Genomic DNA, 12,849 nt, shown 5'->3' with positions numbered 1-12,849 from the left:
TTACGGGATATGTTGCAAAATCATTTAATGCAGCTATTCGCCATCACTGCCATGGAACCACCTAACGCTTTGGATGCCGATAGCATTCGCAGCGAAAAAACTAAAGTTCTTCAAGCAACTCATGTAGCAACTAACCTAGAAGAGTCAGCTATTCGGGCGCAATACAGTGATGGTTGGATGAAGGGCAAGCCCGTCAAAGGCTACCGCCAAGAAGATGGAGTCAATCCAGAATCTACTACTCCGACTTTTGTAGCTTTAAAACTAGAGATTGATAACTGGCGTTGGAAAGGAGTTCCTTTTTATCTCCGCACTGGCAAACGAATGCCTAAGAAAGTGACAGAGATTTCCATCCACTTCCGTCAAGTGCCTCTCTTAATTTTCCAATCCGCAGCCCAGCAAACTAGTCCTAACGTGCTTACTATGAGGATTCAGCCCAACGAGGGTATATCTTTAAAATTTGAAGCGAAGACTCCTGGTCCCGATTTGCGTACCAGAACTGTAAACATGGACTTTAGTTATGGTTCTTCCTTTGGCATGGCAACAGCAGATGCCTATCACCGTCTCTTACTAGACTGTATGTTGGGGGATCAAACTTTATTTACTCGCGCCGATGAAGTGGAAGCCGCTTGGAATATTGTAATGCCGATTATTAATGCTTGGGAGTCTCCTAGCGATCCCAGTAAAATGCCACAGTATGAAGCGGGTACTTGGCAGCCAAAAGAGGCGGAAATGATGTTAAATCGCGATAAACGTCGCTGGCGCAGACTCTAAAAAATGGGTAACGGGTAAATGCGTAGGAACGCTTCATAAAACGTCCCTACGCTGCCTAATGATAAATGTTCAATGCTAAATGTTAAATGAAAAATGGTTTCACCAATAGTATCTTTACAAGCACCAAAAGACGTATCCATCGATGAGATTGAAGCGGAATTGCGCTCGCTTTGGCAAGCTCAAGGCTCGGACGAAGATGGAACGGCAGTTACCAGAGCGGCAACCTTTAGTTTGATTGTTTACGAGCCAGATGGTACGCAGCAGTTATTGTCATCTTTAGGTTTTTATACGGGGCCGATAGACGGCATACAAGGACCGAGAATTAAAGCCGCTATTAAAGCTGCTCAAAAAACTTACGATCTCGAAGTTACGGGGAGAGTAAATCCCGAATTACAAGCAAGATTAAAAACAGAGTTTACCAAAGCCAAAGCAGAAGATAAATTAACTTCAGAAAACAAAACCGCAGCTATAAGCTATACTCCAGATTCCGCAGGTAATACAGCAGATGCGATCGCAGCTTCTAACCCCTGTAGAATTATTACTCTTTGTCCAATATTAGGAGAAGATACTGGGGTCAAAGCTCAAGTTTCTGCTTATTGTCCTATTAGCAAGCAAACTAAAAATACTCTGGTCTGCTGCGAATATATTACCCTAAGTGGTACAGCAGAAGCTTTAGAAAGAATTGGCGGTATTATTGCCGAGCTTGCGATCGCCGACTTGCCTAAATTCGTTTGGTGGAAAGCAACTCCAGCCCCCGAACATCCTCTATTTCAACGTTTGATATCTGCTAGCGATACGATTGTTTTTGATTCGAGTGGTTTTATTCATCCCGAATCAGATTTAAAATCCTTGGCAGAATTACTCTTGCAAGATACTGCTATTACCGACCTCAATTGGCGTAGATTAGCTCCCTGGCAAGAATTGGCTGCTGCTGCTTTCGATCCTCCCGAACGGCGAGCAGAAATTTTTCAAGTAGATCGAGTAACTATTGACTACGAACTGGGCAATCAATCCCAAGCTTTAATGTATTTAGGCTGGCTGGCTAGTCGTCTACAATGGCATCCCATAGAATATGTACTGGAAGGGGGCGATTACGATATCCGTCGAGTCAAATTTACCGATGATGAGCAACGGGAGATCGAAGCAGAATTAGCGGGCATTCCCACTGCCGACTGGGGAGATATTCCAGGGGATTTGATTAGTTTGCGATTGAGTTCGACCAATTTAGAGGCAGACTGCTGTACCGTACTCTGTTCTAGCACTTCTGGCTGTATGCGGATGGAAGCTGGAGGTGGAGCGCAATCTTGTTACATAGAACAGGTAACCCCCGTTGCGGATCAGAATACGGAAAGCCTATTAGGTCAACAGTTACAAAGATGGGGCAGAGAAATGTTGTATGAAGAAAGCATGGCGGTTGTTGCCAAGATTTTAAAGCTCGAAGAAACAAAGGCTCAGATTTTACAGTTAGCTGAGTAAAGAATAAATCATAACGCCTAAATAAAGATCGATCGCCTTAATCGCGATCGATTTTTGGTTTTTATAGTCATTTCAACTCACGTGTATCAAAAGTACAAGTTCTATTAATAAATTTTACAAAATCTGTCATTGAGTCAGAAAATTAATCTTGAAGGCGGGATCGCACTGTAAATTAGACATAGATAAGTGATAATAAATAGTTATCTAATAAATAATTAAAAATTATCATTTTTGGCGTTAGCTAAACCAAAATTAATCATTAACTCAGTTAGCATCTCAATCAAATCATCTCATTTTACCTGTAAAACAAACCGTTAGTTCCTCATAAGAAAAAGATCCCTATGTTTCCTCTTTTCCTATTCACCGCCGCAATCAGTATCGTAATTTATCTTCGCACTTCTAACGATATATTTGCTTTGCTTGGTGCTTGTATGACATTAATCTGTCTGATTTGGGGTTTGGTTATCGCTCATTGGTCAATACATATTTTAGCTTTGGCTGCATTATTCTTATTTGTCAAACCCGTATCAGTAGCAACAATTAATTCGCGATATAAGTAATTAACATTTATGGGTTATGGGTTAATGAGTTAGTGTCAAATCCTTATAGCTGGATAGATAAGTCTCTTGAGACGATACATCGTGCCAATTGGTATCGCTCGCTGCGGGAAATTGCGGGAAAAGCTGGAGCAGTTGTAGAATTATCGGGCAAACCTGTAGTTAATTTTGCTAGTAACGATTATTTAGGATTAGCAGGAGATTCGAGGTTAATTGATGCTGCTATTAAAGCAACTAAGGTTTATGGTACTGGGAGTACTGGCTCGCGCTTGTTAAGCGGACACAAGCCATTACATCGAGATTTAGAAAAAGCGATCGCAACTCTCAAACAGACAGAAGATGCCTTGGTATTTAGTTCTGGCTATTTGGCAAACTTGGGTACGATATCGGCTTTAGTGGGGCGGAAAGATTTGATTCTGGGGGATATTTACAATCACTCTAGCCTAAAAAAAGGATCGGTTTTGAGCGGTGCTAAGGCGATCGACTATCAACACAATAACACCGAAGATCTGCGTCAAAAACTCATGATTAATCGCAGTTTATATCGTCGCTGTCTAATTGCCACCGATAGCGTTTTTAGTATGGATGGAGATCTATGCCCTTTACCCGAATTAATAGCGATCGCAGAAGAATTTGATTGTATGCTGCTAGTGGATGAAGCTCACGCTACGGGAGTCATGGGCAAAACGGGGGCTGGTTGTGTAGAACATTTTAATTGTACGGGCAAAGAACTAATTCAAATCGGCACTCTCAGTAAAGCTTTGGGAAGTTTGGGGGGATACGTGGCAGGAAGCGGTCAATTAATTGATTTTTTGCGCAATCGTGCTTCCACTTGGATTTATACAACTGGTTTGTCTCCCGCAGATACGGCAGCAGCCACTAAAGCGATCGAAATTGTCAAGCAAGAGTCAGATAGAAGAAAACAACTTTGGCAGAATATTAACTATCTCAAACAAAAACTATCGACTCTAGAATTACTCCCCTCTGAGTCACCAATTCTTTGCCTTAAATTACCTAGCCCAGAAGCAGCATTAAACAAAGCCCAACAATTAATAGAGGCAGGGATTTTTGCCCCTGCCATTCGCCCGCCAACAGTACCTACCAGCCGTATTAGATTTTCTTTGATGGCTACTCACGAGCGATCGCATTTGGATTTGTTAGTTGATTGTTGTTCTCTGGGATAATTTTTTAATTAACCTCAGTTTGGGTTAGGCTGCTGACTATCGATCTAGTTATTAGTTAAAACTAAAAACTAAAAACTAAAAACTGGTGAAAACTCAAAGTTTGAAAGGCAAATTATGATTAATTGCTTCAATTTCTTCTTTTTCCATACGATTAACTTCGCCAATATAATTTTGCAGAAGTTTACTCATGCGGGGATGGTAAAAGCGATGCAAACTATGGTTGGGAGTTGCAGGAAAACCTCTTCTTTTTTTGTGTCTGCCTCCCGCCCCTGGATCGTACATTTGAATGCCATTAGCGATCGCCCATTCAATAGGTTTATAGTAGCAAGTCTCAAAATGCAGACAGTCGTATTCTTCTAGGCAACCCCAATAACGCCCATAAAGATTGTCGCCCTTCTGCAAGCAAAAAGACATACCCACAGGGTGGCGATCGTCTGCCTCGGTATACGCCACAAAAAGTACTACGCGATCGCTATAATCTGGATAAAGCTGTTCAAAAAACTTGCGGGTTAAATATTTGCTACCCCAATAGAATTTATTACAAGTGCTGTTATAAAAACGATAAATCTCGCGGTAAAGATGACGGGGTATTTCCGAGCCAACATAAGTTGCGATCTTTAAACCTGCCTTAACTACTGCTTTACGCTCTTTTTTGATGTTTTTCCGTTGATTGGAATTGAACATCTTCAAATAATCATCAAAAGTAGCGAAATTGCGATTCGACCAAATATAACCGTGATGCAGCCAGCTTTGAAAACCATTATTCTCCATCATTTCTCGCCAGTCAGGATCGACAAATAAAAAGTTACATCCTGACAGACGATTGCGAGCGCAAAAATTGTCGATCTCCCTTACCATCATCTCAGTAATTAATTCTTCGTCTTCTCCTGGAGCAATTAAAAAGCGATAGCCCACCGCAGGAGTAAAAGGAGTCATGCCCAATAGTTTAGGATAATATTCAATGCCCAAACGATGAGATAAATCCGCCCATTGATGGTCGAACACAAATTCTCCATAACTATGTCCTTTAACATATAGTGGTGCTGCGCCAATCAATTTTCGGTCGCTCCAGACGGTTAGATGACAAGGTTGCCAACCAGCACGATGATTAACGCTACCAGAGGTTTCAATATTGTTGAGCCATTCCCATTCTAAAAAAGGTGTTGCTAGGGGTTTTGCTAACTCGTCCCAAACCAATTGAGGGATTTCGGCAATTTGAGAAATCCACGATAGAGAATATTGAGGCTTAATCTGCTCAAGCATAACAGCTTATTAAAAATTGGAGTAATTTTATTTATTAGATCGCTGTTATTTAGCGTAATAAATATCGGTAAAGTTTGCAGAAAAGTTTTTGACAGAAGAAATCTCCTATGACAATTAATCCAATTGCTTTTCCCCACCTCGATAATGAAATTAATTTTGCATATTACCTATCCCCACTATTTCATCTAATTTAAAACCGAGTTAAACTACCAAATATTGCCCACCATCAGCAAATACAAAAGAAATACAAAGAGCATGATTGCTTCTCAGAAAATTAGTTTTACTCCCCAAGAAAAAGCTCAAAATTCTGAATCTACAGATTGGACGAAAATTCGTCATTACCAATATCCTGACTACGATCGCCCTCTGTTAGAAATTTCGACCGAAGCTAGAGACAAAATCTTCCAGCGTCTTTGTTTTCTTTATGGAAAGGAAACAGCCCAACAATATTTACCCGAATTAGAAAGGGTAATGAAAGTGTATTATGCTCACAAACCTCCCGCTAGAATTGCCGCCGAAGCCAAGATCGAGCCGAGCGATCGCTTTACCGAGCAAGATGTAATCTTAATTACCTATGGCGATCTTTTACGCAGCGAAACTTCTTCCCCTTTGGCGAGTTTGGTTCATATTCTCGAACAAGTCCCAGGATTTAAAAAAGCAATAAACACCCTACATATTTTGCCTTTTTTCCCCTATTCTTCCGATCGGGGTTTTTCCGTTACCGATTTTCGCAATGTCGATCCCAAACTTGGTTCTTGGCAAGATATTGCTAAAATTGGCGATTCCTACAAATTGATGTTCGATGCGGTCTGCAATCATACCTCATCTAAAAGTAAAGCCTTCCAAAAACTTTTGAGTGGCAATCCAGAATATAAAGACATTGCTACGGTATATCTCGACCCTAACGAACTAACCCCCGAAGATCGCCAGCTAATCGTTCGTCCTCGTACTAGCGATGTGTTAACCAAATTTCAAAGTATTAATGGTCCAATTTGGGTATGGACGACTTTTTCTGCCGATCAAATCGACCTCAACTATCGCAACCCCAAAGTATTGTTGTGGGTCATCGAAACTCTTCTACTCTACGTCCGTCGCGGGGCAAATCTAATTCGGTTGGATGCGGTTACCTATCTCTGGCAAATTCCTGGAACTACTTGCGCCAACCTCCCCCAAACCCACGAAACTATTAAATTGTTTCACGATATCTTTGAGATTGTCGCCCCTGGAGTGGCTTTAATCACCGAAACCAATATTCCTCACGAACAAAATATTGCTTATTTTGGCAACGGACGTGATGAAGCTCAAATGGTTTATAATTTTGCTTTACCGCCTTTGGTATTGCATACTTTTTATCGAGAAGATACCACTGACTTAGCTAAATGGGCAGCTACTCTAGAATTTCCTGCCGATGCTTGCACCTATCTCAATATTCTCGACACCCATGATGGTATTGGCTTGATGGGAGTTAAAAATATCCTCTCTACTCAAGACATCGATCTTTTAATTAGTAGAGCTAGAGAACACGGAGCGTTTATCTCCTACAAGAGTGGTGCATCGGGAAAAGAAGAGCCATACGAAATTAATACCACTTGGTACAGTGCTTTAAATCTTGACAGCGGTAACGAACCTTTAGCAATTCAAATCAAACGTTTTGTCGCATCTCGCAGTATTGCTTTAGTTTTAAAAGGCGTACCAGGAATTTATTTACATGGCTTAATTGGTACGAGCAACGATGTGGATACGGTAATTAAAACCAAATCCAAACGAGATATTAACCGCCAAATTATTGCAGAAACTGCCCTTGATGAAGAATTAAAACTGCCCAACTCCAAACTTTCCCAACTAACTAAAGCGTTAGGCAAACTTCTGGAAAATCGAGTTAGACAAAAGGCATTTCATCCCCAAGGACAACAGCAAATTCTGCATCTCGATCGCAAGTGTTTTATTGTCTTGAGAATTTCTCCCGATGGTACAGAACATATTTTAACCATCACTAATATTTCTCACCAAACCTATCAGCTAGAAATTCCCTTAGAGAAATTATGCTTTGATAAATCAAGCTTAAATAATTCTCCGAAAAACAACTATTGGTATGACTTAATTGGCAATCGAGGCTGGAGAGTTCAACAACAAAAAATTTTGTTGACTTTAAATTCTTATGATGTTGTCTGGTTAGTTCCCTATGCAGAGTTAGAAAAAAACATTGAAAATTGTTCTTGAGCTTAAAACTTTTAAGTTACATTCTTCAACAATTAGATCGACAGTCTAATGAGGTAAATGTCTATAATGAAATTATAATCAAGACTTTCTCTCTATTTTTATGATATGAACCAGAAGAAGCAAGAAGTCGATCCTGGGGTTGCATATATTTTATGGGCATTTGGGCTGATGGGGATCAACGGTCTTCATCGTTTTTATTCGGGTAAAATAACTAGCGGTTTAGTTTATTTGGTAACTGTAGGTTTTTTCGGTATTGGTCAATTCATCGATCTATTCTTGATTCCAGGAATGGTCAAGGAAAGAAATATTTATCTTCTACACGAAGCTACAGTCAAATCCTTCAATAATGCTAATAAAGTCACCTTAGTTGAAAAAGAGAAACCAGAAGCAGATCCCATGCTAGTTTTATTGCGCGCTGCTGCCAAACACAATAATGTTTTATCGGTCGGTCAAGCAATGTTAGCTACCGAATTTCCGCTCGAAAAAGTTCAACCATTATTAGATCTGGCAATTAAACAAGGTTTGGCTCATGTAGATAACGACGAACAAACAGGAGCAGTAAGATATTATTTTGATGTTTAGCTCAAATAACGATAGCAAAGTAACTAGTATTGACAGCATTGCGGTTAAATATGCTATTATTATCTAGCTAATCTGGGTCATTAGCTCAATTGGATAGAGCACCGCCCTTCTAAGGCGTAGGTTTCAGGTTCGAGTCCTGAATGGCCTGTCTCACTATCTATCACCTCAGTCAGAGCTTTCACTGAAACCTATGACTGAGGAGTACAGCATTTTTACTCAAAACTTACTCACTTTGCTTCAAAACCTTAGTGAGTAAGTGTTTGAGGTCAAGCTTTAGTGTAAAAAAACGATTGATACCGAGTTCGAGTCTCGTTTTCCGCTTCTGATTGTTTTATTAGTTATTATTTTCTTTTTCCAGAATTAAAGTAACAGGGCCATCATTATCGATTTTGACCTCCATCATTGCGCCAAATTTGCCCGTGAAGACTCTGAGACTGCTTTGTTTGAGTTTATCGACAAATAGATTATAAATAGGTTCGGCAATTTCTGGTGGGGCGGAATTGCTAAAAGAAGGACGACGACCTTTACGACAATCTCCATAGAGAGTAAATTGGCTGACGGCGATTATTTCACCTTGAATATCTACGACCGATTTATCCCAAGCCTTATCTGTAGCTTTGTCGGGAAACAAACGCAAATCTAAACATTTGCGCGCCATCCAATCGAGTTCGGCTTCTGTATCTGTGGGAGAAATGCCAATTAAAAGATTTAAACCGCGATTGATATTGGCTATTATCTCTCCGTTAACTATGACCGAAGAAGATTTAACTCGCTGGATAATGACGCGCATGGTCGGAATTTATCTTAATTACGAGAAGATCTTAACAGAGTCATTAAGATGTAGTAGAACAATAAAGCTACGGAAGCGAACAACTCTAGGGAAGCTGCTACATATTGATGGGTTTGATATTTGTGAATGATATTAGATGTCGTATATAAAATTGCTGCCGAGGCAAAGACAATCATTACGGCAGAAAAAATCAAGCCTAGGGTAAACCCAAATAAAACACTACAAATAATTAAGCCCAAAGCAATAAAACCGCCTATACGCAGGAAGTTACCCAGAAAAGAAAAATCTTGACGGGTAGTAAAAGCGATCGCCGTAATGCCCCCAAACATCATCCCCGTGAGAATTGCCGCCATCGGAATTAGATTGGGATCGTTGGCATAATAGGCAGCAATATAAAGAATGGGAGCAAAGATTAATGCTTCTCCCACTACATACATACCCAAGCCTGCATATTGAGTATTCACTTCATCGGCTTTGGCAATTAAACTTCTAGACATCCATCCCAATAGGGAAAAACCGCCTAAAATCATAAACCAGCCAAATCTATTTTGATAGATAAAATTGGTGAGTGCTTCGGCAATTCCAGTTTGAAATAAAATAAACTCAACTGCAACAAAAGCTGCTACTGCACCTGCTAGATGAGTATAGGTTTTTTTAATAAATTCTTGACGCTCGTTCGGACGCGCTTGTGCGACGCTGACCATAGGTTTACCTCAATGCTACGTTATTGATTTTGATTATGGTTAATTGATACTACTCATATTTTAACTAACTCAAAAATTCAAAGTTAGGCGATCGAATAAATTAACCTGTCTCAATTCAACTTCATAGGACTGCGAGATTGTAGCTGCTATTAATTTTTTGGGTTATGAACAAGCTAGAAATACCGTTATCTTCATCTCTATCTCAGTATTTTTTAGGAATGCTTAAAATATCGTTGGTGGCAGTTGCGTAAAAGTTTTCAGTCCAACACTAAAACTAAAATAACAACTCCTGACTCCTGACTTCAACCAGACCAACTAACCCAGCGGTGGGAAGTATGTTCTGGTTTTCTTTCGCATCTTCCCCAATCTATCTGTTCCAGAATTGTATTTTCGGTGATGGCGACTGAGATATCTGTACCTGCAAGTTTGGCGTTAGTTAAATCTGCATTAGTCAGATCTGTTCCGCCAAGATCTACATCAGTAAGATTAGCATTACTTAAATTTGCACCATGTAAATTAGCACAGCGCAAGTCCGCACCACTTAAATTTGCACCGCTTAAATCTGTATCTTTCAGATCTGCACCAATAAGATTGATCTCTGATAGATTTGTACCTACCAAACTGGCATTATCTAATTCCGCGTTAGTTAGGTTAGCTTGTTTCAAACAAGCACCGCTTAGATCGGCATCATTAAGCTTGGCATCGCTTAAATCTGCTTGAGTTAAATTGATTCGCGTTAGATTAGCAGCCTGAAGATGAGCAGAATGCAGGCTCGCACCTTCAAAGTCAATGATTCCATAGCGGTATTGACGGAGTAATTGTGTTGCTTTCATAGTCTGTTGTCTCCTTACTAACAATTTGGTAGCTAGCTCAGATGATAGAATCTACAGCTCGATTGAGTTAGCTACACTCAAAAATAAAGCTTTAAAATTAGAATTAATTGGTATGAGAAATTTAATATTTTTATGCTTTATTCGATTAAATAATTTTAGTAAAAAAAATTGAGGAACTTGTGAAGTAAATCTTGCTTGGCAGCATTCAATTAAAACCAGGGTCGATTCTTATCCGAGTAAAAAAAAACCAGGTACTAGAAATAGTTCTAGCAGCTAGCTTTTATGAGGTATCAAAAGTACGGGTAAATAATATGTCTACAAGTTGAGATAATTGTGAGTATTCAATTTAAAATCAATACCAAATTAATTGATGTACCCCAATTTGTGGCTAATTTAAAAGTTGCCTATCAAAATATATTTGAGGCAGAATTAGCTCAAACATCCAGTCAGACAACTGTCACCTAACTGTAATTATTGTCAGTAGATTTATTTAAGATCTTGAAATGAAGAGATTTTAGTTAATAATAAGATTATGCTATCGAGTAAAAAGTCTTTAAATCAAGACCATAGTAGTGCTTGGATCGCCCAAACTTGGCTATCTTTTGTTATTTCTATTTCCGCAACGGCAGTTGGAATTGTTTATTTACCCGTAGATGGTTGGACTAAAGGCTTTATGGGTATGGGTTTGGCGTTTAGCGTTGGTTCGACTATTAGCTTGGCTAAAACCCAGAGAGATATTCATGAAGGAAAAAAACTGACTAGCAGAATTGAAGAGGCTAGGGTAGAAAAGATTTTATCCGAACACGATAGTCTAAAATAAACAAGCTTTTGCAATAAAATTTAGCAATTGTGTGGATTTAGCTCTATGGTAATTAGAGAGCTATTATTCATACATTTATCAATGACAAAACAACGCATCCTAATTTGGTATCGTAACGACCTTAGAGTACACGATCTTCTCGCCCTAGATGAAGCGGTACAACAGGATGCAGATATTATCCCTGTATACTGTTTTGACGATCGCACTTTTGGAGAAACATCTTTTGGCTTTCCCAAAACTGGCAGCTATCGCGCTCAATTTTTAATTGAAAGTGTTGCAGATTTGCGTAACTCTTTGCAAAAGTTGGGGAGTAATTTGGTAGTACGAAAAGGATTACCAGAATCAGTAATTCCCGCGATCGCAGAAGAGTTACAAGTCGATCTCGTCTGTTTTAGTAAGGAAGTTACCTCCGAAGAAAAACGAGTCGAGAAGAAGCTAAAAAAGGCTTTAGTAGCTTTAAAAGTGAAGACAGCAGCTTATTGGGAAGCAACCTTATATTTACCCGAAGATTTGCCTTTTGGCATCCAACAAATTCCCGAATTGTACACGAATTTTCGCAAACAAGTAGAAAAAAAATCAGAAATCAATCAGGCGATCGCCGCACCGAAAAAGTTACCAGCTTTGCCAGATATAGAAATAGGAGAAATTCCTACTTTAGCCGAATTAGGATTAGAAAATGCTGCTATAGATTCTAGAGCGGTATTGCAATTTAAAGGGGGAGAAACCGCAGCAATCAAACGTCTAGAAACTTATTTTTGGCAAGAAGATTGTCTGAGAAACTATAAAGAAACCCGTAACGGAATGTTAGGGGCAAACTATTCTTCTAAGTTTTCTCCTTGGTTGGCTTTAGGTTGTATTTCTCCCCGCTATATTAATGATCGCGTTTTGGAATACGAAGCCAAAAGAGTTAAAAATAATTCTACCTATTGGCTGATATTTGAATTGATTTGGCGCGATTTCTTCCGCTATATTGTGGCAAAACACGGTAACCAGGTATTTAAAATTGAAGGAATGCAAGGAGTTTCGATTCCTTGGAAACAAGATTGGGCAAGATTCGATTTATGGCGTGAGGGTAGAACTGGCTACCCTTTAGTAGATGCTAATATGCGCGAATTAGCAGTAACTGGTTTTATGTCCAATCGTGGCAGACAAAATGTAGCTAGTTTCTTAACCAAAAATCTCGGTATTGATTGGCGCATGGGTGCAGAATGGTTTGAATCCTTATTAATCGATTACGATGTTTGTAGTAATTGGGGAAACTGGAACTATACCGCAGGGGTAGGCAACGACGCGCGGGGTTTCCGTTATTTTAATATCCCCAAACAAACCAAAGATTACGATCCTCAAGGGAAATACATCAAACATTGGTTGCCCGAATTAGCTTCATTACCAGGGGATAAAGTACGCGAACCTTGGAAACTCAATCAAGAAGAACAAAAACAATTTGGCGTTAGATTGGGAGTAGATTATCCTCGTCCTGTAGTAGACTTTTTTAAATCAGTTAAAGCTAACGAAAAAATCTATCAAAGTGCAGTTAGTTATTAGTTATAAACCCACATTCGGCAGCCCCACAGATGAAATACATCTAAAATCTGCTAAAACCCGTATTTTATCTTGAAGAAAAAGATTAATTGAATAAATTAGGGACA

Annotated in this window: 13 protein-coding genes and 1 tRNA gene; 10 read left to right on the top strand and 4 right to left on the bottom strand. The window is 39.4% G+C overall.

The window, feature by feature from the left end:
- The 4 genes from AC33VI_RS12575 to bioF all read left to right on the top strand — a co-directional run.
- The coding region (locus AC33VI_RS12575) for a glucose-6-phosphate dehydrogenase (protein ID WP_491782612.1) at nt 1–771 on the top strand (771 nt) is incomplete at its 5' end.
- Nucleotides 772–864: 93 nt separating this feature from the next.
- Entirely contained in the window at nt 865–2,247 is a 1,383-nt protein-coding gene (opcA, locus tag AC33VI_RS12570) for a glucose-6-phosphate dehydrogenase assembly protein OpcA (RefSeq protein ID WP_491782611.1), read from the top strand.
- A gap of 341 nt (nt 2,248–2,588) precedes the next feature.
- Complete coding sequence (locus AC33VI_RS12565) at nt 2,589–2,807, top strand: hypothetical protein (RefSeq protein WP_491782610.1); 219 nt, start codon at nt 2,589–2,591, stop codon at nt 2,805–2,807.
- A 32-nt stretch (nt 2,808–2,839) separates the two neighbouring features.
- Nucleotides 2,840–3,988, top strand: coding sequence for an 8-amino-7-oxononanoate synthase (bioF, locus tag AC33VI_RS12560; RefSeq protein ID WP_491782609.1), 1,149 nt, complete (start codon nt 2,840–2,842; stop codon nt 3,986–3,988).
- 93 nt (nt 3,989–4,081) lie between these two features.
- Here the strand turns inward: bioF and AC33VI_RS12555 are convergent, their stop codons facing one another.
- Entirely contained in the window at nt 4,082–5,251 is a 1,170-nt protein-coding gene (locus AC33VI_RS12555; protein ID WP_491782608.1) for a GNAT family N-acetyltransferase, read from the bottom strand.
- Between the two features lie 255 nt (nt 5,252–5,506).
- Between AC33VI_RS12555 and AC33VI_RS12550 the strand changes: the two genes are divergently transcribed.
- From AC33VI_RS12550 to AC33VI_RS12540, 3 genes are all read left to right on the top strand, one after another.
- Nucleotides 5,507–7,471 (top strand): alpha-amylase family glycosyl hydrolase, encoded by a 1,965-nt coding sequence (locus tag AC33VI_RS12550; protein WP_491782607.1) that lies wholly within the window; start codon nt 5,507–5,509, stop codon nt 7,469–7,471.
- Nucleotides 7,472–7,576: 105 nt separating this feature from the next.
- Nucleotides 7,577–8,053 (top strand): TM2 domain-containing protein, encoded by a 477-nt coding sequence (locus tag AC33VI_RS12545; protein ID WP_491782606.1) that lies wholly within the window; start codon nt 7,577–7,579, stop codon nt 8,051–8,053.
- Nucleotides 8,054–8,127: 74 nt separating this feature from the next.
- Nucleotides 8,128–8,201: transfer RNA gene (locus tag AC33VI_RS12540), tRNA-Arg, on the top strand.
- A gap of 186 nt (nt 8,202–8,387) precedes the next feature.
- On the opposite strand, the gene dtd is transcribed toward AC33VI_RS12540, so the two are convergent.
- The 3 genes from dtd to AC33VI_RS12525 all read right to left on the bottom strand — a co-directional run bounded on the left by dtd (nt 8,388) and on the right by AC33VI_RS12525 (nt 10,380).
- The gene (dtd, locus tag AC33VI_RS12535) at nt 8,388–8,843 is read right to left on the bottom strand and encodes a D-aminoacyl-tRNA deacylase (RefSeq protein ID WP_491782605.1); all 456 of its coding nucleotides are present in this window, start codon (nt 8,841–8,843) and stop codon (nt 8,388–8,390) included.
- Between the two features lie 14 nt (nt 8,844–8,857).
- The gene (locus tag AC33VI_RS12530; RefSeq protein WP_491782604.1) at nt 8,858–9,547 is read right to left on the bottom strand and encodes a Bax inhibitor-1/YccA family protein; all 690 of its coding nucleotides are present in this window, start codon (nt 9,545–9,547) and stop codon (nt 8,858–8,860) included.
- Nucleotides 9,548–9,849: 302 nt separating this feature from the next.
- The gene (locus AC33VI_RS12525) at nt 9,850–10,380 is read right to left on the bottom strand and encodes a pentapeptide repeat-containing protein (protein ID WP_491782603.1); all 531 of its coding nucleotides are present in this window, start codon (nt 10,378–10,380) and stop codon (nt 9,850–9,852) included.
- 333 nt (nt 10,381–10,713) lie between these two features.
- Here AC33VI_RS12525 and AC33VI_RS12520 point away from each other — a divergent pair, with 333 nt between their 5' ends.
- The 3 genes from AC33VI_RS12520 (at nt 10,714) to AC33VI_RS12510 (ending at nt 12,745) form a co-directional block, all read left to right on the top strand.
- Nucleotides 10,714–10,845, top strand: a complete 132-nt coding sequence (locus AC33VI_RS12520) for a hypothetical protein (RefSeq protein WP_491782602.1) — start codon at nt 10,714–10,716, stop codon at nt 10,843–10,845.
- Nucleotides 10,846–10,912: 67 nt separating this feature from the next.
- Nucleotides 10,913–11,200 carry a YiaA/YiaB family inner membrane protein gene (locus AC33VI_RS12515; RefSeq protein WP_491782601.1) on the top strand — a complete coding sequence of 96 codons (288 nt, stop codon included), beginning with the start codon at nt 10,913–10,915 and terminating at the stop codon, nt 11,198–11,200.
- Nucleotides 11,201–11,281: 81 nt separating this feature from the next.
- Entirely contained in the window at nt 11,282–12,745 is a 1,464-nt protein-coding gene (locus AC33VI_RS12510; protein ID WP_491782600.1) for a DASH family cryptochrome, read from the top strand.
- Nucleotides 12,746–12,849 lie beyond the last annotated feature (104 nt).

This window comes from Waterburya sp. (genome assembly GCF_058530065.1).
This window is presented reverse-complemented; position numbering and strand designations above follow the sequence as displayed.

What these genes read in the sequence shown, in the direction of transcription:
- opcA (WP_491782611.1), top strand. Translation starts at nt 865, where the DNA reads ATGGTTTCACCAATAGTATCTTTACAAGCACCAAAAGACGTATCCATC.
- AC33VI_RS12565 (WP_491782610.1), top strand. Translation starts at nt 2,589, where the DNA reads ATGTTTCCTCTTTTCCTATTCACCGCCGCAATCAGTATCGTAATTTAT.
- AC33VI_RS12555 (WP_491782608.1), bottom strand. Translation starts at nt 5,251, where the DNA reads ATGCTTGAGCAGATTAAGCCTCAATATTCTCTATCGTGGATTTCTCAA.
- AC33VI_RS12550 (WP_491782607.1), top strand. Translation starts at nt 5,507, where the DNA reads ATGATTGCTTCTCAGAAAATTAGTTTTACTCCCCAAGAAAAAGCTCAA.
- AC33VI_RS12545 (WP_491782606.1), top strand. Translation starts at nt 7,577, where the DNA reads ATGAACCAGAAGAAGCAAGAAGTCGATCCTGGGGTTGCATATATTTTA.
- dtd (WP_491782605.1), bottom strand. Translation starts at nt 8,843, where the DNA reads ATGCGCGTCATTATCCAGCGAGTTAAATCTTCTTCGGTCATAGTTAAC.
- AC33VI_RS12530 (WP_491782604.1), bottom strand. Translation starts at nt 9,547, where the DNA reads ATGGTCAGCGTCGCACAAGCGCGTCCGAACGAGCGTCAAGAATTTATT.
- AC33VI_RS12525 (WP_491782603.1), bottom strand. Translation starts at nt 10,380, where the DNA reads ATGAAAGCAACACAATTACTCCGTCAATACCGCTATGGAATCATTGAC.
- AC33VI_RS12515 (WP_491782601.1), top strand. Translation starts at nt 10,913, where the DNA reads ATGCTATCGAGTAAAAAGTCTTTAAATCAAGACCATAGTAGTGCTTGG.
- AC33VI_RS12510 (WP_491782600.1), top strand. Translation starts at nt 11,282, where the DNA reads ATGACAAAACAACGCATCCTAATTTGGTATCGTAACGACCTTAGAGTA.